Source organism: Fodinicurvata sp. EGI_FJ10296, assembly GCF_040712075.1.
In the GTDB taxonomy this organism is placed as follows: domain Bacteria; phylum Pseudomonadota; class Alphaproteobacteria; order DSM-16000; family Inquilinaceae; genus JBFCVL01.
Window position 1 is genome coordinate 127640 of the sequence record NZ_JBFCVL010000002.1, and the last position, 18113, is coordinate 145752.

At 61.7% G+C, this 18113-nt stretch carries 15 protein-coding genes; 7 read left to right on the plus strand and 8 right to left on the minus strand.

All coding sequences use genetic code 11. From position 1 onward, the window contains the following. Positions 1-38: 38 nt before the first annotated feature. Positions 39-1649 (plus strand): class I adenylate-forming enzyme family protein, encoded by a 1611-nt coding sequence (locus tag ABZ728_RS04070; RefSeq protein ID WP_366654517.1) that lies wholly within the window; start codon positions 39-41, stop codon positions 1647-1649. On the opposite strand, the gene ABZ728_RS04075 is transcribed toward ABZ728_RS04070, so the two are convergent. Then, positions 1631-2314, minus strand: a complete 684-nt coding sequence (locus tag ABZ728_RS04075; protein ID WP_366654518.1) for a D-lyxose/D-mannose family sugar isomerase — start codon at positions 2312-2314, stop codon at positions 1631-1633. The two genes, ABZ728_RS04070 and ABZ728_RS04075, sit on opposite strands and share 19 nt — an antisense overlap. A gap of 71 nt (positions 2315-2385) precedes the next feature. Then, positions 2386-2718: a hypothetical protein gene (locus ABZ728_RS04080; RefSeq protein ID WP_366654520.1), complete on the minus strand. Its 333-nt coding sequence runs from the start codon at positions 2716-2718 to the stop codon at positions 2386-2388. 285 nt (positions 2719-3003) lie between these two features. Between ABZ728_RS04080 and ABZ728_RS04085 the strand changes: the two genes are divergently transcribed. The 4 genes from ABZ728_RS04085 to ABZ728_RS04100 all read left to right on the plus strand — a co-directional run bounded on the left by ABZ728_RS04085 (position 3004) and on the right by ABZ728_RS04100 (position 8087). Next, on the plus strand, positions 3004-3741 hold the full coding sequence (locus tag ABZ728_RS04085; RefSeq protein WP_366654521.1) for an ABC transporter ATP-binding protein: 738 nt from the start codon (positions 3004-3006) through the stop codon (positions 3739-3741). 4 nt (positions 3742-3745) lie between these two features. After that, positions 3746-6124 carry an ABC transporter permease gene (locus ABZ728_RS04090; protein WP_366654522.1) on the plus strand — a complete coding sequence of 793 codons (2379 nt, stop codon included), beginning with the start codon at positions 3746-3748 and terminating at the stop codon, positions 6122-6124. A 43-nt stretch (positions 6125-6167) separates the two neighbouring features. Further along, positions 6168-7388 carry an HlyD family efflux transporter periplasmic adaptor subunit gene (locus ABZ728_RS04095; protein WP_366654523.1) on the plus strand — a complete coding sequence of 407 codons (1221 nt, stop codon included), beginning with the start codon at positions 6168-6170 and terminating at the stop codon, positions 7386-7388. Positions 7389-7583: 195 nt separating this feature from the next. Next, a complete protein-coding gene (locus tag ABZ728_RS04100; protein WP_366655084.1) occupies positions 7584-8087 on the plus strand; it encodes a PAS domain-containing protein in 504 nt (167 codons plus the stop codon). Positions 8088-8147: 60 nt separating this feature from the next. Here ABZ728_RS04100 and ABZ728_RS04105 read toward each other — a convergent pair whose 3' ends face one another. From ABZ728_RS04105 to ABZ728_RS04130, 6 genes are all read right to left on the minus strand, one after another. Beyond that, the gene (locus ABZ728_RS04105) at positions 8148-8882 is read right to left on the minus strand and encodes an isochorismatase family protein (protein WP_366654524.1); all 735 of its coding nucleotides are present in this window, start codon (positions 8880-8882) and stop codon (positions 8148-8150) included. Positions 8883-8939: 57 nt separating this feature from the next. Beyond that, the gene (pgmG, locus tag ABZ728_RS04110) at positions 8940-10349 is read right to left on the minus strand and encodes a phosphoglucomutase/phosphomannomutase PgmG (RefSeq protein WP_366654525.1); all 1410 of its coding nucleotides are present in this window, start codon (positions 10347-10349) and stop codon (positions 8940-8942) included. Between the two features lie 49 nt (positions 10350-10398). After that, entirely contained in the window at positions 10399-11706 is a 1308-nt protein-coding gene (locus ABZ728_RS04115) for a UDP-glucose/GDP-mannose dehydrogenase family protein (RefSeq protein WP_366654526.1), read from the minus strand. A 91-nt stretch (positions 11707-11797) separates the two neighbouring features. Beyond that, complete coding sequence (galU, locus tag ABZ728_RS04120) at positions 11798-12670, minus strand: UTP--glucose-1-phosphate uridylyltransferase GalU (protein ID WP_366654528.1); 873 nt, start codon at positions 12668-12670, stop codon at positions 11798-11800. Positions 12671-12813: 143 nt separating this feature from the next. Further along, positions 12814-13569: a DnaJ domain-containing protein gene (locus ABZ728_RS04125; protein ID WP_366654529.1), complete on the minus strand. Its 756-nt coding sequence runs from the start codon at positions 13567-13569 to the stop codon at positions 12814-12816. 9 nt (positions 13570-13578) lie between these two features. Further along, positions 13579-14343, minus strand: coding sequence for a VWA domain-containing protein (locus tag ABZ728_RS04130; protein WP_366654530.1), 765 nt, complete (start codon positions 14341-14343; stop codon positions 13579-13581). A 323-nt stretch (positions 14344-14666) separates the two neighbouring features. On the opposite strand from ABZ728_RS04130, the gene ABZ728_RS04135 reads away from it, so the two are divergent. Further along, positions 14667-15641, plus strand: a complete 975-nt coding sequence (locus ABZ728_RS04135) for a TAXI family TRAP transporter solute-binding subunit (RefSeq protein ID WP_366654532.1) — start codon at positions 14667-14669, stop codon at positions 15639-15641. A 205-nt stretch (positions 15642-15846) separates the two neighbouring features. Next, on the plus strand, positions 15847-18072 hold the full coding sequence (locus ABZ728_RS04140) for a TRAP transporter permease (protein ID WP_366654533.1): 2226 nt from the start codon (positions 15847-15849) through the stop codon (positions 18070-18072). The last annotated feature ends 41 nt before the right edge of the window (positions 18073-18113 follow it).

An 18113-nucleotide genomic window follows, 5' to 3' on the forward strand; every position in this document is an offset into this window, starting at 1 on the left:
AACGAGCAGCCTCGGTGGACATTGGAGGGGAACGTTCAATGGATGCGGGTTTTCTGACACGCCGTTTCGAAGGGGCGTTGCCGGCGGTTGACTCCGCCCGTCCGGCCCTCTCGTTTGACCTGGACGAAACGCTGTCCCACGACAGCCTCGCCAAGCGGTCCAGCCGTATCGGCAACGCCTTGCTGGCCCGTGGCGTCAAGCCGGGCGACCGTGTGGGGATCCTGCTCTATAACTGCATCGACTATATTCCGCTTTACCTGGCCATCATGCGCGTCGGTGCGATCGCGGTCAGGTTGAATTTCCGCCTCGCGGAGGATGAACTGGCCTTCGCGCTGGCCGATTCCGGCTGCATGATGCTGGTATTCCACGACGACTTCACACAGTCGCTCGATAATATCCGCGACGGTCTCCCCGTGCGCTGGTACGTGCGGATTCCCCGTTCATCCGATCAGGCAGCGCCATTTTCAGTGTCGTGGCTGGAATTCCTGTCAGACGCCAGCGACGATCCGCCGGTATGCGCCCGCCCGCAGGGCGCATCGCCGGCGATGTTGATGTATACGTCCGGCACGACCGGCCGGCCCAAGGGCGCGCTGTGGACCCATGACAATGTTCTGTGGTTCGGCGCCATTCAGGCGATCAAGTGGCGCTATGACCCCGATACCGTCGCCATGACAACCGGCCCCATGTACCATGTCGGTGCGATCGAGGACTTGCTGAGCGCGGCGCTCGCGGTCGGCGGGCATGCCGTCTGCCTCAGAAGCGGCGCCTTCAATATCCGTCACGTGCTGGCGGTCGCTACCGCGCACAAAGTCACCGATCTGATGCTGTTTCCGTATATGGTCTACGATCTGGTTCGCGACCCGGATTTCGAAAGCCTGGATCTCTCGACAGTCCGCCGGATCGTTTCCGGCGGCGATCCGGTTCTGCCCTGGGCGATCGAGGCGCTGGCGACCCATCATCCCCATATCGAATTCGTACAGATATACGGCCTCACCGAAGGCAGCCCCATCGGCGCCTGCAGCACCGGCGCCGAAAGCCGCGCTCACTCCGACAGCGTGGGACGCCCGATGCCGTTTACCGAAATCTCCATCCGCGACGACGAGGGCGTCGCGCTGAAATCCGGGGCAGAAGGAGAAATCTGGATACGCGGCCCGGCCGTTGCCTCGGGGTACTGGCATCGGCCGGAGGCCACCGCCGAAACCTTCGTTGACAGCTGGTGCCGAACGGGCGATCTCGGCCGCGCGACAGACGACGGGCTGCTCGTGGTTTCCGGCCGTACCAAGGACATGATCCGCAGCGGCGGGGAAAACATCTATCCGCGCGAAGTGGAGGACGTCCTGGCGCGCCACCCCGGAGTCAGGGAGGCTGCCGTGATTGCCGTCCCCGATAGCAAATTCCTGGAGGCCGTGTGTGCTGTCGTCGTTCCGGCCGACCCCTCGGCGCCGCCCGATGCCGACGACCTGATCCGTCATGTGCGGTCCTTGCTGGCGGGCTATAAAAAGCCGCGCCATCTGGTCTTTACCGATCGGATCCCCCGTACGCCATCGGGCAAGATCCAGAAATACCGGCTGCGGGAGCAATACCGCCATCTCGGGGCAGAGCCGGACGCGCCCACGTACACCGCGCCCCGTCAGGACAAGCGGTCGTAGTCCCCGACGAGGAGATGAACGGGTGGCTCGTCCTCGTCGACGGTCGGAAACCGGCCGACCGGATCGCGGAAAACATTGTCGGTCCGGTCGTCGTTGACGGTCGACACCTCGCCGACCAGCACGTCGGCATCTTCGGCCCAGAAGGCGTGCCAGACACCTGGCAACAGAGTCACGCTCTCGCCCGGTGCCAGCGACAACCGGCCACCGGCGGGCAATTCCCGTGCCAACCCGTCGGACATGACCGTCACCTGCCGCTCCCCGTCGATCGACCCGTCCGGACACGCCGCAAAGATCTCGACCACCAGACGGCCACCGCCGCGATTGATGATGTCCTCGGCCTTGACGACATGGCGATGCATTGGACAATACTGGCCGTTCAGAACGATCATGATCTTTTCGGCGTAGAGCATGCCCGTTCCGCGCGCCAGATCACGATGGTCGCCGTTGCGCAGCGTGAACAGAAATAGCCCCGTATCGCGGAAGTCGCCCAGACCGTAGTCGGTGATGTCCCACCCCAGGCCCGAGCGAATGATCGATGCCGCTTCGTGGCGCCGGGCCTCGAACGTTGCCGGCGACCAATAGGCGAAGGGCGGCAGGCAGAAGCCGAAGGAACGAATAAAAGCGTCGGAATCTTTGATAATGCGGTTGATTTCAGACCGTTTCACGGGCGTCGTCTCCTATCGCGTTTGGCACGTCCGGACGGCAACCGGATAAGAGCGGGCTCAGGAGCGGCCCGTCACCCTTCCCGGCGCCCTATCGGACGTGGGTCCAGATATGCCCGTCGTACCAAATGCATGGCGGCCAGCGCCAGCACCACCTCCAGCACGGCCCAACCCAGACTTTGCGCCTGACCGACAGCACCGTAGGCAGCCGTGGCGATCCAGACGCCTGCCAGCGATGCCCAGATGGCGGCGCCGATCGACAGACAGCCGAGCGCGATTCGGTCCGGCCAATCGACGTACCGCCAGCGACTCACAAGCACTACACCGGCAAAGGCTGCCAGCGCCAGATAAACCACCGGCAATGACCAACCTGTTAGCGCGACTCCTATCGTGGTTGGACTCAGCATGGTTGTCTCCTCTGTTCATCGCCGTTCGACGAAGTGGACCCGAACGGCGCGCATTCGCAACGCGACCGTATGGCACCCCACCCTATACGACACTTTGTCGGGTATTTTCGAATAATTTTTCCCGTTTTTATTGCTACACTCTCTTATCGTATAAAGCGATCACCGTTGAGGATTCGCACCGATGCGGCTACACCTGAAGACGGGAGTCTGCCCCCGCCTCTCCCACCGGCATCAACCACGCGTCGCCAGGGAATGGGAGACGTCGTGCGGTCGAGGTAATCGCGGATGGAATCCAGAAGCACCCGCAGCGGGGCAGTTCGCGGCACGACATTCTCGATCTCGGATCTGAGCAAGACCTATGGCAGCGGCCCGCTTGCGGTCCATGCCTTGCGCGGCGTCAATCTCGATCTGCCGGAAGGCGAACTGACCGTCCTGCTCGGACCATCCGGCAGCGGCAAATCGACGTTTCTCAACATTCTGGGCGGCCTGGACGTTGCCACCGCGGGCACCATCATGTTCGACGGCCGCGACCTGACGACATTCAGCGACCGCGAACTGACCATGTACAGACGCCGCAATGTCGGCTTCGTTTTCCAATTCTATAACCTGATTCCCAGCCTCTCGGCCCTGGAAAACGTGTCCCTCATCACCGAAATCGCAGACAACCCAATGCGTCCGGAGGAGGCCCTGGCGCTGGCCGGTCTGCCAACGCGCCATGACCACTTCCCCGCCGAGCTTTCCGGCGGCGAACAGCAGCGCGTTGCCATCGCCCGGGCCATTGCGAAACGGCCGCGGGTCCTCCTGTGCGACGAGCCGACGGGCGCGCTCGACAGCGCCACGGGCGTCGTAGTCCTGGAGGCGATCGACACCGTGAATCGCGAACTCGGCACCACCAGCGTCGTCATTACCCACAACGCCGGAATCGCGGCCATGGCCGATCACGTGGTCCATTTTGCTGACGGCACCATCGGTTCCACCACCCGCAATGCCGTGCGCAAGCGGCCCTCGGAAGTCGAGTGGTGAGCGCGTGAAAGCGGGAATAGTCGCCAGCCTGGACAAAAAGCTGTTGCGCGATCTTTGGCGGATCAAGGGACAGGTGATGGCGATCGCCGCCGTCCTTGCCGGCGGGGTCGCCCTGTTCGTTCTGATGCTGGGAACGCTGCAATCCCTGGAACAGACACGCGACGCCTATTACGAGCGATACCGTTTTGCCCATGTCTTTGCCGAAGCCCGCCGCGTGCCGCAATCCTCACTGGTCGAAATCGCCGGTATCGCCGGCGTTCAGGTGGCGGAGGGCCGGGTCTCGGCCAATGTGACGCTGGACATTGCCACGCTGAGCGAACCGGCTACAGGAAGGCTCATTTCGATCCCTGATGAGGGGCAGCCAGCCCTCAACCAGCTGGCCGTGGTCGCCGGCACCCTGCCCGACCCCGGAGACCCGCTCGCAGCCGTCGTCAGCGAGGGATTTGCCGAAGCCCACGGCCTTCAACCCGGCGACACCGTCGCCACGGTGATGAACGAACGGCGGCGGGTGCTTACCATCAGCGGCATCGGTCTCTCGCCGGAATATGTCTATTCCATCGGTCCGGGTGCGCTGTTTCCCGACGATCGGACATTCGGCGTATTCTGGGTACGGCGGCCGGCCCTGGCTTCCGCCTTCGATATGGAAGGCGCTTTCAACTCGCTGACCGTCGCCCTGCTGCGCGGAACGCAACCGGAGCCCGTCATCGCGGCGATCGACCGGATTCTCGAACCCTATGGCGGCATAGGGGCGATCGGGCGTGCCGACCAGACCTCGCACTGGTTCCTGGCCAACGAACTGGAGCAGCTCGGAGTCACCGTCCGCGTGCTACCGCCGATCTTTCTGGTGGTGGCGGCGTTTCTGCTGAACATCGCCGTTGCCCGGCTGATCGAGACCGAGCGCGAGCAGATCGGGCTGCTAAAGGCGTTCGGCTATTCCGATATGGAAGTCGGCTGGCATTACGCGAAGATGTCGCTGGCCATGGCCGCCGTCGGCGTCGCCGCCGGCTGTCTGCTCGGCGCCTGGATGGGCCGCGGAATGACCGAGATCTATGCCGCCTTCTTCCGGTTTCCCTTTCTGCAGTATCGGCCGGCGCCGGCGATATTCGTGCTCGCTGCGGCGATCGGGGCGGCGGCCGCGCTGGTCGGAACGCTGACCGCCGTTCGGCGCGCTGTCGTGTTGCCGCCTGCCGAAGCCATGCGCCCGCCAGCGCCCGCGAAATTTAGCCGTGGCCCGTTCGACCGGGCACAGCTGACCGCGTGGCTGACGCAGACCGACCGTATCATCCTGCGCAATATCAGGCGCTGGCCAGGCCGGAGCGCCCTTACCGCCACCGGAACGGCCGTTGCGGCGGCGATCATGATCGGCGCCATGTTCGCGCTCGGGGCCATCGAGCACATGATGGACGTTCAGTTCAACCGCGCTCAGCGCCAGGACGCGACGATCACTTTCGTCAATCCCCGCCCGGAATCCGTCATTCCGGAGATCCGGCGGCTTCCCGGCGTGATCGACGTCGAACCCTTTCGCAGCGTACCGGTTAATCTTCGTGCCGGCATCCGCCGGGAGCGAACGAGCATTACCGGGCTTGACGCCGACAACAATCTGTTTCGCCTGCTGGACACCGAACTGGAACCGATTTCCGTGCCACCCTATGGTCTGATGCTGGCAGCGTCCGTGGCCGAAAACCTCGCCGTCGGCCGCGGCGACACGGTTACCATCGAGGTCATGGAAGGCCGCCGCCCGACCCTGACGGCGACGGTCACGGCCATCGCCGAAGAGTATATCGGCGGCTCGGTGGTCATGCGGCGCGACGCGCTTGCCCGCCTGATGAACGAGTCGCCACGCCTATCGGGTGCCTATATTGCCCTGGATTCCGCATTCGAAGGGCCATTCCACGACCGGCTCAAGGAAACACCGGCAATCGCGGCGATATCGATGAAATCCAGGATCATCGAGAGTTTCCGAACCCAGGTCACCGACACATTCTATCAGACCCTGATCATCAACAGCCTGTTCGGCGGGCTTATCGCTTTCGGCGTGGTCTACAACAGTGCACGAATCATGGTCTCTGAGCGTTCGCGCGAACTTGCCAGCCTGCGCGTTCTAGGGTTCACGCGGTTTGAAATCACATACATCCTGCTGGGCGAACTCGCCCTGCTGACCGCGATCGGCTTGCCGCTGGGTTGCCTGATGGGCTGGGGCATGGCGGCATCGCTGGCCGGCGCCTTCGAGACCGACCTTTATCGGATACCCCTGATCGTCGAACCATGGACATATGGCCTCGCCCTTTCCGTGGTGGGCGGGGCGGCACTGATCTCGGGCCTCATCGTGGCGCGGCGCCTGGGCAAACTCGACCTCGTAGCGGTACTGAAGGCGCGCGAATGACGATGAAGTCGCACCTGGTACGAATGGAAAAAGGGTCCTGAGCATGCGGGCGTCATGGAAGCGGGCGATATTCATCTCCGTCCTCGCAGCGGCATTCGTCGGCGCGTTGCTGATCGCCTTCTGGCCGCGCGCCGTTCCGGTGGACTTCGCCTCTCTCGACCGTGGCGAAATCGTCGTTACCGTCGATGCCGAGGGCATCGCCCGCGTCCGAGACGTCTATACGGTCGCGGCCCCCCTTGCCGGCCGACTGGCCCGGATCGAATTGCGCCCCGGGGACGCCGTCGAGACCCAATCCACTCTGTTGGCATCGATCGAAGAAATGGACCCGTCGTTTCTCGATGCCCGGACCCGCGCTGAAACGGAGGCGCGTCTGCATGCTGCCGAAGCCGCTCTCGCGCTTGCTCGCGCCGAACACGACCAGGCCCAGGCCTATCTCGATTTCGCACGGGTGGAGTTGCGCCGACGTCAGGAACTCCACGCGCGGGGCGCCACCACCACGCGATCACTGGAGGAAGCGCAACTGGACGTGCGGACGGGGGAAGCCCGGGTCGCCACCGCCGAAGCCGCCGTCAGGATGCGAGTCTCGGAACTGGAATCGGCCAGAGCGGCGCTGATAGAGCCCGGTTCGCCGGATGCTGTAGCCGGCCCGCGCTGCTGCGTGCCGATCCGCGCGCCCGTCGACGGCACGGTGCTGCGGGTGTTGCAGGAAAGCGAGACGGTCGTCCAGGCCGGAACGCCGCTGGTTGAAATCGGGGACCCGACGAACCTTGAGATACGCGTCGACCTGCCCTCACGCGAGGCAGTGAACGTCCAACCCGGCGCCCGTGTGACGATTGAAGGCTGGGGTGGCAGCAGCCTGGCCGGCGAGGTCCGGCGTGTCGAGCCTTCGGCCTTCACGCGCGTTTCGGCACTGGGCATTGAAGAACAGCGCGTGAATGTTCTGATCGACCTTGTCGAGACCGCCGAATCAGAGCAACGCGACCGTCTCGGTCACGGCTATCGGGTCATGACGCACATCGAGATCGATCGGGCTGACGAGGTGCTGAGAGTTCCGGTTGGCGCCCTGTTTCGTGCCGACGATCGGTGGGCGGTGTTCCAACGCGAGGATGATCGGGCAGTTCTGGCTTACCCGGAAATCGGGCTGATGAATGACCGGTTTGCGGAAATTGCGTCAGGCCTGCCGCAAGACGCGGTCGTGATCCTGCATCCAAGTGACGGGGTCGACGACCAGACCAGAGTCGCAGCGCGCGAGGTCGGGCGATAGGCGAAAACCTGCGACGGTCACCATCCTGTCGAGCGACGCAAATTTGTCGTTTACGTTTCGCTCAATAATTGTATTTTATTCTTAGCTTTACGGTAAAACGGCGAAACCGATAGCAGCGAGGCCTTCGTCTGCGGGAAGCGAAGGAATTGCCGGCCACCAAGCAGATACTTCGGAGGAAAAACGTCTGTGTGTGCGATGCTCGTTGAAAATGGAATATACACCGAACCGACTGAAGCCCACGCGCAAGAGCCGCGTCTAGGCGACCTCGTCGAATTCTGGAACGAGTGTCGGGGGGGTCGTTCCATGCCGTCACGCGCCGACCTGGACGTCATCGACCTGAAACCGTGGCTCGGCAATCTGATCCTGCTCGAAGTGCGCCACGATCCCCTCGATTACTTTTACCGCGTGTTCGGCAGCCTGATATCTCAGAACACGAGCCGCGATCTGACGGGCAAATGGTTGTCCGAATGCATCGACGCGGGCGCCGCCCCCGCCAGTTCACGCGATTCCTATAACAAGGTCCTTAGCCATCGGGCACCCCTGTATCAGGTCCAGAGCCAGGAAGTGACCCCGGGCCGCCTGTGGCAAGTCGTGCGGGTGTTGCTGCCCCTGTCCAATGAGAACGACCAGATCAACCACATCATCGTCGGTAACTACCCGCTCATGACGACGATCGTGGAAAAGGAACTGACTTTTTGATCGACCGGGCTTGGGGCGGGGCTGAACGGCCGGGCCTGACTCGGCCCAGCCGGTCGATTCTCATTGCAGCCGGTCGGCGAGTACGGCGCCGCGAGACGCCATGAAATACAACCCCATATGGTGGGTCGCATTCTGCGGGTGCGTCGCCGTTTTCGGCAGCCCTAATTTCGCAGCGGTGTCCACTGACATATCATAGGTTGCACAGCCGGGTTCGTAGACGACAATATCGCCGACGCTGCCGAGCATTCCGTGGTTACGCGCCGAAAGCACTGTGAGCACGAAATCCATGACGCAAATATCGGTGCAGATCCCCACAACCAGAAGTGTTTGCAGATTATGCCGGAGGACCCAGTCCACGACCTGATTGCTGCCATCGGCCCTGATGCCGCCGACAAACCCGTTGATGCAATCCTTGCGCATCAGTGTCGCGTTGGCGCTGCTTTCCAGCCATGCCAGCGCCGGAACCAGATCTTCTTCACCGGTTCCCCTCTCGCAGTGCGGCGGATACGGAGGTTCCGGAACACCAGGTTCGTGCGTATCGAGAAAGGCGAGAACCGGCCAGCCCGACTGATCGAAGCGCCGGGCGAGCCGAACCGTTTCGGACACCATCCGGTCTACCTGCGCATCGGGCTCCGCCGGCGCCAGATTACCAGCGCCGGTGGTGGCAAACCCGTTGACCTCATCGACGATGATCAGCCCTGTCCGGAGCGACGCCGGGTCGAACGAGTGCAGGGCAAGCGGCGCCAAGCGATCGAGATCGACGAGATCACTAGATTTGTCAGTTTTGTCCGCCATTTAGCTTCCTCGGTTCACCTGAAATCTGAAACTTTGGCCCCAGCCGTTTGATCAGTATCAGTGACCGCCCGCGGAAAAATCGGGCCGTGGCAAACCCGATGCCGTAAGTTGATCGACGATCTGGTCCTTCAGGCGCTCAAGGCCCTCCTTTGTCTGGCTTTCCGCGCGTGCCACAAGAACATCCTGCGTGTTGGAGGCGCGCAACAGCCACCAGCCATCGGCGGTTGTCACACGGACCCCATCGATGTCGTTCACTTGCACATCCAAGGGCGCATCGGGTCCGGTGAGCCTGGCCTTCACCTCGTCGACGACGGCGAATTTGCGGGTTTCGTCGACCTGGAACCGAATTTCCGGTGTGTTCAGAACGGGAGGTATGCGATCGCGCATCGCCGAAAGCGGTTCGTCGCCCTTGGCCACGACATTCATCAGCCGGATGCCGCAATACGGTGCATCATCATAGCCATAGTATCGATCGTTGAAAAAGATGTGGCCCGACATCTCACCGGCGAGCGGAGAACCGATTTCCGCCATTTTGGCCTTGAGCAGAGAGTGGCCCGTTTTCCACATCAACGGTTTGCCGCCAAGCCTGGCGATTTCTTCGAAAAGGGTCTGGCTTGCCTTCACATCGGCGATAATCGTCGCGCCCGGATGTGACTTCAGAACGTCGGAGGCATAGATGGCCAGGAGTTGATCGCCCCAGATCACCCGCCCCTTTTCGTCGACCGCGCCAATCCTGTCGCCGTCACCGTCGAACGCGATGCCGAGATCGGCCCCATGCTCCTTTACCGACGCGATCAGAGAAACCAGATTCTCCGGAATCGTTGGATCGGGGTGATGATTGGGGAAATCGCCGTCGATATCATCAAACAGCAGGATATGCTTGCCCGGCAGCCGTTCGGTCATTCGGCGCAAAACTTCACCGGTCGAACCGTTGCCGGCATCCCAGACCACCGTCAGGTCCCGACCGGGGTCGACATCGGCCAGAATCCGGTCGATATAGGCCGTCATGATGGGGCAATCGCGGGCGACCCCCTGCCCCTTCATCACATCGCCGGCTGCCGAGACCCGTCCGATCTCCTGAATCTGGCTGCCATAAACCGGCGCCTTGGCGGTTGTCATCTTGATTCCGTTGTATTCCGGCGGATTATGGGACCCCGTGATCATGACACCGGCGGCGGCACCAAGGTGCTTGACCGCGAAATACAGCATCGGGGTGGGCCCCAGGCCGACCCGCTCGACCGACAGACCGGTAGAAACCAGCCCCTCTACCAGGGCGGCTTCCAGTTCGGGGCTGGAGTGACGTCCGTCATAGCCAACGCACACGACCGATCCGCCATCGCGGACGACCATGGTGCCGAATGCCCTGCCGACGGCTCTTGCGTCCTCGGCGTTCAACGTGTCCCCGACAATGCCGCGGATGTCGTATTCGCGCAGGATCGTCGGGTTGAAAGTGTATTTGTCGGTCATTGAGCGTTTACCTCTTCCGATACCGGGCCCCGGCGTTACTGCGGGCGCCTCACGGCCGGCCGACGCTTTCATAGGTCAGTCCCGCCGCCCGCATGTCTTGTGGATCGTAGATGTTGCGCAAGTCAATCATCAACGGATGGCGCAGGTGCTGCTTGATCCGTACCGGGTCGAGCGACCGGAACTCGTTCCACTCGGTCAGGACCACGCATATGTCGCTGCCATCGATCGCGTCATACGCGGACTCCGCATAATTCACAGTCGCGGGCAGCAGTTTGCGCGCCTCGCCCATGCCGGCGGGATCATAGGCCTTGACACTGGCCCCCATGGCCACGAGGGCCGGAACGATGGCGAGGCTTGGACTCTCGCGCATGTCGTCGGTGTTGGGCTTGAAGGTCAGACCCAGTATTCCAACGGACTTTCCGGCGACTTCGCCGCCTAGTGCGGCAACGATCCGGTCCGTCATGTCCGATTTCCGGGCGTCGTTCAGCCTGATTACAGTTTCGATCAGGTACTGGCTCACCCCCGCCTCGGTACCGATCTGCGCGAAAGCCCGGGTATCCTTGGGGAAGCATGAGCCGCCGAATCCGGGCCCCGGATGAAGGAATTTGGGGCCGATACGACCGTCGAGCCCCATGGCGCGAGAAACGTCGTGAACATTGGCGCCCACCGCTTCGCACAGGTTGGCGATTTCATTGATATAGGCGATCTTGAGCGCCAGAAAGCTGTTGGCGGCATATTTGGTCAGTTCGGCCGTCTCAATCGACATCGCGACGATCGGTGTCTGAATCAGGAACAGCGGCCGATAGAGATCGCGAAGGACTTTCTCCGCCCGCGGCGTCTCGACGCCGATAACGACCCGGTCGGGGCGAAGAAAATCTTCGATCGCGGATCCTTCCCGCAGGAATTCGGGGTTCGAGGCCACATCGAATTCGAGATCGGGGCGTTCGGCCTTGATGATTCGTTGCAGGTCTCGCCCAGTGCCGACCGGAACGGTCGACTTGGTTACGATCACCGCATAGTCCGTCAGAGCCCGCGCCACTTCACGCGCTGCCGCATGGACATAGCTGAGATCCGCGTGGCCGTCGCCGCGGCGCGACGGCGTACCGACGGCAATGAAGACAGCATCGACACCTTTGACGCTTTCAGCCAGATCGGTGGAGAAGGTCAGTCGGCTGGCGGAGGCGTTGGTTTCTACGATTCGTTCGAGCCCCGGTTCGAAAATTGGAATCCGGCCATCCTTGAGCGCCGCAATTTTTCCGGCATCGGTATCGACGCATACGACGTCCACGCCGAACTCCGAAAAACACGCTCCGGAAACAAGGCCGACATAACCGGTTCCGATTACGGCAATCTTCATGCGTCATTCCTGTAATTGATGTATCGCCCGGCCGACAGAGCTGCCACTCGATCCGGCACTGGCCATTGGTCTATCGGGAAATCCGGCATTGTTATCGGGAGAGTTGGGCGATCATCTTTTTCAGCGACGGTCCGACGTCCTTGTTTCTGAGACCAAATGCCAGGTTCGCCATTACGAATCCGGCTTTGTCGCCACAATCGAATCGCTCGCCTTCGTATCGGAAACCAACGACCTTCTGGTGGCCGATAGCCCGCGCGATCGCATCCGTCAATTGAATTTCACCCCCTTTGCCCGGCTCCTGATCATCCAGTGCCGTCATGACTTCGGGCTGCAGAATATACCGGCCCACTACCGAGAGAGTCGAGGGTGCGTCCGCTGGATTCGGCTTCTCGACCATTCCCTTGACGGTAGCAATCGTACCGTCATCATCGCCGATATCCAGAATACCGTATTTGTTCGTCTTTTCGCGCGGAACCTCAACCACCGCCAGCATATTGCCACCGACCCGGTCGTAAGCTTCGGTCATCTGCTGCAGGACGGGCTTGTCCGACAGAAAGACATCGTCCGGCAGAACTACAGCAAACGGTTCATTACCCACCAGGGCCTTCGCGCACCAGACGGCGTGGCCCAATCCGAGCGGCCGACCCTGCCGGATGCAAGTGAAGCTGCCGGTCGGCAATTCAGTGGAAGCGACATCTTCAAGCGCATCGTCCTTGCCCTTCGAGCGGAGTTCCGCCTCCAGGGCGACGTCAACGTCGAAGTGGTCCTCGATCGATGCTTTCCCCCGGCACGTGACGAAAATGAATTCCTCGATTCCCGCTGAACGCGCTTCCTCGATCGCGTACTGGATGACGGGTCGATCCACGACCGTCGCCATTTCCTTGGGTATTGCCTTGGATGCGGGCAACAGCCGGGTCCCCAACCCGGCGACTGGAAACACGGCCTTGCGAACATTATGTGCCATTGTCTGGTCTTCCCATCTCGGAAATGCCGCCATGCGCAGAATCGCCACCGATCGGGCCGATAGCTGCGGCGCGACCGCGGCGAACTTCAATTCGTTTGCTGCCCTCGTCCCCGATGCGGGCAACTTGCACACAGGGTACCACTTCAGTCACCGACATACTCAAGAAGGATTTCCTTCGCCTCATTCAATTTCGCGGCCAAGTAATCTGTTCCACCGTGATCGGGATGAAACCGCTTCATCAGATGCCTGTGGGCTCTCTTGATATCCTCACGCGTGGCTGACGGCCCTACACCGAGCGCCGCCCGCGCCTCCTCCACCGTCATACGGCTCCCAGCCCCTCCGGACTCGCGGCTTCCGCTGCTCCTACTGCCGTTTCCGTCGTTGCCAAACCCGCTGCTACCAGCCTCGTCCCCTGCCCGCCAGGCAGCACCGTGCACGCGGTCCAGATAAGCTTCTACAATCGCCGCCGATTGAGGGTCGATATGGCGATATTCCGCCAGCAACGCCATGAGGTCATCGAGTTCGCAATCAGACAGCATCCGGCCGGCGGAGGGTCCGTCGATGATCCGCGCGTTCATCTCGCCGCTATCGTGATCGAGAACGGCTTCCAGATGCGCGGTCCTGACCGATGAAGACTGGCCCGGCGTCGGCCCGGTTGCCGATTTCAGCCGACGCGCGATCGCCCGCCAGCGCAGAAACATGGGCGCCAGAAAAATCAGCGTGGCGATCGCGGGCCCGAGCCGGCCCGTCGCCGCCATGACGATCGCAACGGCCGCGGCCACCACGACGGCGGCAATTTTGAGGATGCGGGCGACTGTGCCGGCCGGAGCCGTCAACATCAGCCGGCCAATCACCATGACCGCCAGGAAAGCCGCGATACCGAGGAGAAGGAATTGCATGGGTGCCGGTCAGGATCCTTTGCGGCCGGCACCAGGGGAGGCACCGTGCCCACGGTGAATGAGCCTGGGAACGTCCGTTCCAGTGCTGTGGCCGTAATCCTCCAGCGCCGCCCAGCCCCCTGCGGCGAAGCTTGCGACCGCGCCAAGAAGTCTGCGCAACGTATCCGCCGATCCGGTGTCGAAGGGGCAATATGCGCCGCCCGTGAGGCGCGCAACCTCCTTGAAGGACTTGGCCGCGACCGGATCGCCGCCCTCGTGAAACATGAATGCCGGCACCCCGTTCAGGCCGAGTTGACCCGCCGTCTGGCCCACTTTGTCGATATCATCCTCGAAACTGTCGCCGACATACACAAGCGCGTTGACTTTCTGACGGCCCGATTCGGCGACAGCGTGCTTCAGGACGCGATCAATCTGCGTCAGTCCGGCGTGACAACGCACCTTGAGCATCGCGTCGCGAAGGCCGGATCCGTCGGACATCCAGTGGCTCGACTTGCACTCGCCGAAACCACGGAAAAACACCAGTTGAACCGCAAGGCCGCCGCGATCGCGTGTCGCCTCGAACATCTCCGCCTGCAGGTGGCAGGCGCGGTCCCAGGTCGGCTCCCGGCTTGCCGTTGCGTCCATCGCAAAAATCAGGCGACCCGTGTTGCCATCGCCCGCCTTTTTGGGCGTCGCCTTCACTGCCGCCAGAAATGCGTCGACCGCCCCCGAACTCGTGCCTTGCACTGGCCCATTGCCCGTCCGGGTGATGCTATCATTCCGTTTTTCCGCCATCGACTCCGATCCCGTCGTTCGGCTCCCGCACAATACCATATCCACACCCATAACATGGGTCCGCCGGTGTCGTTTACCACCTGATGCAAACGGCTTCTGTTGGGCCGGATAACGCCCGTCAGCAGACCGGCGACGGCGGAGAGGAAGAATTTGATACTTGACCGAATGAACAGGGAAGCCAATTCTTGGTCGCGTGTCACCGTCGGCAGCGCGCTCGATGGTGGAGACAGATGCAGATCGGCCACATAGTATGTACCGGTCGAAAAAACGGAGGGCCTTTGATATAAAGGCTTCCAACCGTCCACACGGGAGGACACTTGAATATGACCATTCGGAAATCCGCTCAACTGTTCGCAGCAACCGCTTTGGGAACTGCTCTGATCGCGGGCGGCGCCGCCGCCCAGGACATTCCGTCGGAATTCTCCGTCGGAACGGCCAGCCAAGGCGGCACCTATTTCGTCTACGGCGCGGGCTGGGCGAATCTGGTGGCGGAAGAACTCGGCATCAGCGCCAGTTCCGAAGTGACCGGGGGTCCGGTTCAGAACGCCACGCTGGTTCAGACCGGCGATCTGGACATGAGCATGGTTACCATGGGACCGGCCTGGGAAGCCCTGCAGGGTGAAAGCGAACTCGCTCCGGGCCTCGAACATACCGAGCTGCGTGCCGTATTCCCGATGTATCAGACGCCGTTCCACGTCGTGACCCTCGCTGGTTCCGGTATCGAATCGTTGTCCGATCTTGACGGATTGACTGTCGGCGTCGGCCCTGCGGGCGGAACGCCCGGCACTTACTTCCCCCGCTTCTTCGACATCCTCGATATCGAGGTCGAAGTCCGTTACGGCGGAGCTTCGGATCTGGCCGGACAGCTTCAGGACGGTCTGATCGATGCGTTCGCGTTCGCCGCCGGTATTCCGATTGCGGCGTTCAGCCAGGTCGAAGCGCAGACCGACGCCCATATCTTCGGCTTCACCGATGAAGAGGTCGAGACGCTGACGGCTGAGTATCCTTATGTCTTGCCGCTCACCATTCCGGCCGACACCTATGTCAGCCAGGAAGAAGACTTCCAGTCGGTGGCGATGTGGAACTTCGCCGTGGCCCATGCCGATGTTTCGGAAGATCTCGTCTACGAGACCACCCGGATCGTCATGGAAAACCACGACCGGATGATGGAAATTCACGCCGCGTCGGCCGAAACGCTGCCGGAGAACTACGACAAGAACACGTTCCTGACCTGGCACCCTGGCGCTGTCCGCTGGTTCGAGGAAAACGGCTACGAGATCGATGAAGACCTCAAGTAACAGGTCTTTGTTGCAGGCCGACTAGTACAGCCGGTGACGGACTAAAGCCAAGCGCATCGGTCGGCAATCCCGGCCGATGCGTTTATTGGTTCATTGCCGAATTATTCTTGACTGAAATAGTTTCTCGAACTTCTGTCCGCATTTAGCAATCTGCCGTCGGGAACGCGACACTATCCCAAAGCGGCGCCAGGAGAGATACCTGCCCATGAACGCGAAAAGCAACGCGGTGAGGAACACGGAGGGAACGCAGGCCGGCGCTTTGGTCGTCGAGGGTGTCGACCAGGAACCGGTCGTAGCCAATCAACGGGAATTCTCCGGTTGGCAGGGATGGCTCTTTTTCATTCTGTGCATCCTGTTCACGTCCATTCATCTTTATTCCCTTAATATATCTCCGATAGAGACCTGGGCATTTCGCATCCTTCACATCGGTGGCGCCCTGCTTATCGGTTTCATCGTCATGGCGGCGTTCAATTTCGACGACGAGGGGTCGAGTGCCGCTCCCGGCTGGGTCGGCTGGTTGAAACCGGCTAGCGCCGTCATCACGATCGCCGCCATAGCGACTGGCGCCTATGCCCTCGGCTGCATCGCGTATGCCTATATCCTAAGGGATTTCGGCGGCGGTACGCCGGCACCGGACTGGACGTTCTCGACATTCGGCCCGCCGATGTTCGTTTCTGCTTTACTCGCTATCCTGGCGTCCTGGACGTTTCAGGGGCAACGCAACCGCATGGCATGGCCCGACATTCTGCTCGGCCTGTTGGCGATGGGCGTCGCCGCCTATCTTCTCTTCCACCTTCAGGGGTTGAGAATGCGGGCCGGAACGTCGTTCGCCCTGATTGGCGATTTCTGGGCCGCCATGACCGGCGTTCTGCTGATCCTCGAACTGACCCGCCGGGTTGCCGGACTGGCTTTGGTGGCCATTGCCGGCATCTTCGTGCTCTACGCATTCGGCGGACCCTTCCTTCCGGGAATTCTGGAGCACCGCGGCTATTCGATTCAGCGGTTCTTCACCTATCTCTACACCGACAGCGGCATCCTGGGCCCGACCATCGCCGTTTCGTCGACCTACATCATCCTCTTCATCACCTTCGCCGCCTTTCTGCAGGCATCCAAAGTCGGCGACTATTTCGTCAATTTCGCCTTTGCCGTCGCCGGACGGACACGCGGCGGGCCGGCCAAGGTCGCCGTCTTTGCGTCGGGGCTGATGGGCATGATCAACGGCACCTCAGCCGGCAACGTCGTCGCCACGGGCAGCCTGACCATACCGTTGATGAAACGGGTCGGCTATCCAAGGACAAGCGCCGGCGCGATCGAAGCGGCGGCAAGCACCGGTGGTCAGATCATGCCGCCGATCATGGGTGCCGGCGCCTTCATCATGGTCGAAATCACCGGCATTCCATATACCGAAATCGTGGTAGCGGCGCTGATTCCGGCCATCCTCTATTTCCTGTCGATTTTCTTCATGGTCGATCTGGAAGCCACCAAGCTCGGCATGCGCGGAATGAAGGGCAGCGAGCTGCCCCGGGTGGCCGACCTCGCGAAGCAGATATTCCTGTTCCTGCCAATCGTGATCCTGATCGGCGCCCTGTTCATGGGGTATTCGGTCATTCGCGCCGGTACGCTGGCCATGGTCTCGGCCGTCATCGTCAGTTGGCTGACCCCTTATCGCATGGGGCCCTCGAAAATTCTCGACGCGCTGGACCGTGCGGCAAAGATGTCGATCCAGATCATTGCCGTCTGCGCCTGCGCCGGCATCATCGTCGGCGTTATTTCCATGACCGGGATTGGACAGCGGTTCTCGTCCATGCTGCTGGGCGTCGCCGAGGCCAGCCAGTTGCTGGCGATGTTCTTCGCCATGTGCATTTCGATCCTGCTTGGCATGGGCATGCCCACGACGGCGGCTTATGCCGTCGCGGCATCGGTCGTTGCGCCGGGATTGATCCAGCTCGGCGTGCAGCCGCTGGTCGCGCATTTCTTCGTGTTCTACTTCGCCGTCGTGTCGGCCATAACGCCGCCGGTCGCCCTCGCTTCCTATGCGGCGTCGGCCATTAGCGGTGCCGATCCGCTGCGCACGTCCATCGCCTCGTTCAAGATCGGACTGGCGGCGTTCGTCGTCCCGTTCATGTTCTTCTATAGCCCTGCAATCCTGATGGACGCAGAGTGGCCGAAGATTATCCAGGTTTTCATAACGGCAACGATCGGCATCTATTTGCTGGCGGCGGCCGTGCAAGGCTGGTTCTTCGGGCGCATGAACGTGATCTTCCGCATCATCCTGCTCGCAGCATCCATCTCTCTGATCCAGGGCCATTGGCTCAGCGACCTGGCCGGCATCGGCGTCGCCGTCGCCATGGCGTTCTGGCAAAGCCGGGTGGCGATAAAGGAACCGTTGCCAAAAGACGACGCCGACCGGGAACTCCCGGATACGGCGTAAATGCCGCCTGAGACCGGGTGCCGCCGAAAAACCAACGGCGG

Bases quoted from the DNA above. Each gene is read 5' to 3' on its own strand.
- ABZ728_RS04070 (WP_366654517.1), top strand. From the start codon at position 39: ATGGATGCGGGTTTTCTGACACGCCGTTTCGAAGGGGCGTTGCCGGCG.
- ABZ728_RS04080 (WP_366654520.1), bottom strand. From the start codon at position 2,718: ATGCTGAGTCCAACCACGATAGGAGTCGCGCTAACAGGTTGGTCATTG.
- ABZ728_RS04085 (WP_366654521.1), top strand. From the start codon at position 3,004: ATGGAATCCAGAAGCACCCGCAGCGGGGCAGTTCGCGGCACGACATTC.
- ABZ728_RS04095 (WP_366654523.1), top strand. From the start codon at position 6,168: ATGCGGGCGTCATGGAAGCGGGCGATATTCATCTCCGTCCTCGCAGCG.
- ABZ728_RS04100 (WP_366655084.1), top strand. From the start codon at position 7,584: ATGCTCGTTGAAAATGGAATATACACCGAACCGACTGAAGCCCACGCG.
- ABZ728_RS04105 (WP_366654524.1), bottom strand. From the start codon at position 8,882: ATGGCGGACAAAACTGACAAATCTAGTGATCTCGTCGATCTCGATCGC.
- pgmG (WP_366654525.1), bottom strand. From the start codon at position 10,349: ATGACCGACAAATACACTTTCAACCCGACGATCCTGCGCGAATACGAC.
- ABZ728_RS04115 (WP_366654526.1), bottom strand. From the start codon at position 11,706: ATGAAGATTGCCGTAATCGGAACCGGTTATGTCGGCCTTGTTTCCGGA.
- galU (WP_366654528.1), bottom strand. From the start codon at position 12,670: ATGGCACATAATGTTCGCAAGGCCGTGTTTCCAGTCGCCGGGTTGGGG.
- ABZ728_RS04125 (WP_366654529.1), bottom strand. From the start codon at position 13,569: ATGCAATTCCTTCTCCTCGGTATCGCGGCTTTCCTGGCGGTCATGGTG.
- ABZ728_RS04130 (WP_366654530.1), bottom strand. From the start codon at position 14,343: ATGGCGGAAAAACGGAATGATAGCATCACCCGGACGGGCAATGGGCCA.
- ABZ728_RS04135 (WP_366654532.1), top strand. From the start codon at position 14,667: ATGACCATTCGGAAATCCGCTCAACTGTTCGCAGCAACCGCTTTGGGA.
- ABZ728_RS04140 (WP_366654533.1), top strand. From the start codon at position 15,847: ATGAACGCGAAAAGCAACGCGGTGAGGAACACGGAGGGAACGCAGGCC.